This is a genomic window from Rhodococcus sp. ARC_M12, assembly GCF_022810385.1.
GTDB classification, from domain to species: Bacteria; Actinomycetota; Actinomycetes; order Mycobacteriales; family Mycobacteriaceae; genus Rhodococcoides; species Rhodococcoides navarretei.
The window spans coordinates 1-255 of the sequence record NZ_JALGQI010000110.1; the positions used below are offsets into that span (position 1 = coordinate 1).

Sequence of the window (255 nt, forward strand, 5' to 3'; positions counted from 1 at the left end):
ATCGGCGAGCGCGTCGTGCTGTCCATCGGCCGCGACGATCTTGGCGACGAAGGCATACGGAAGTGATGCGGGTGTGGACATGAGGGGTTCTCCTTGAAGTCGGGGTTCTTCGTGGGGCGAGTTCAGCTTATGACGAGCGAGGGCCGGTGGGGAGTGGCGTATACGACAGTATTGCTATTGTTCGCGCCATGCGTATCGGACTGATCGCGATCGACGGCTGCTTCGGTTCGGCTGTCGCGTCGGTCATCGACATCG

2 pseudogenes are annotated in these 255 nt (G+C 60.8%); one reads left to right on the forward strand and one right to left on the reverse strand.

The features are described 5' to 3' along the window. Positions 1-81 (reverse strand): annotated as a pseudogene (locus MTX35_RS26390) (antibiotic biosynthesis monooxygenase); the annotation flags it as partial. 65 nt (positions 82-146) lie between these two features. Here MTX35_RS26390 and MTX35_RS26395 point away from each other — a divergent pair. Next, a pseudogene (locus MTX35_RS26395) lies at positions 147-255 on the forward strand (AraC family transcriptional regulator); the annotation flags it as partial.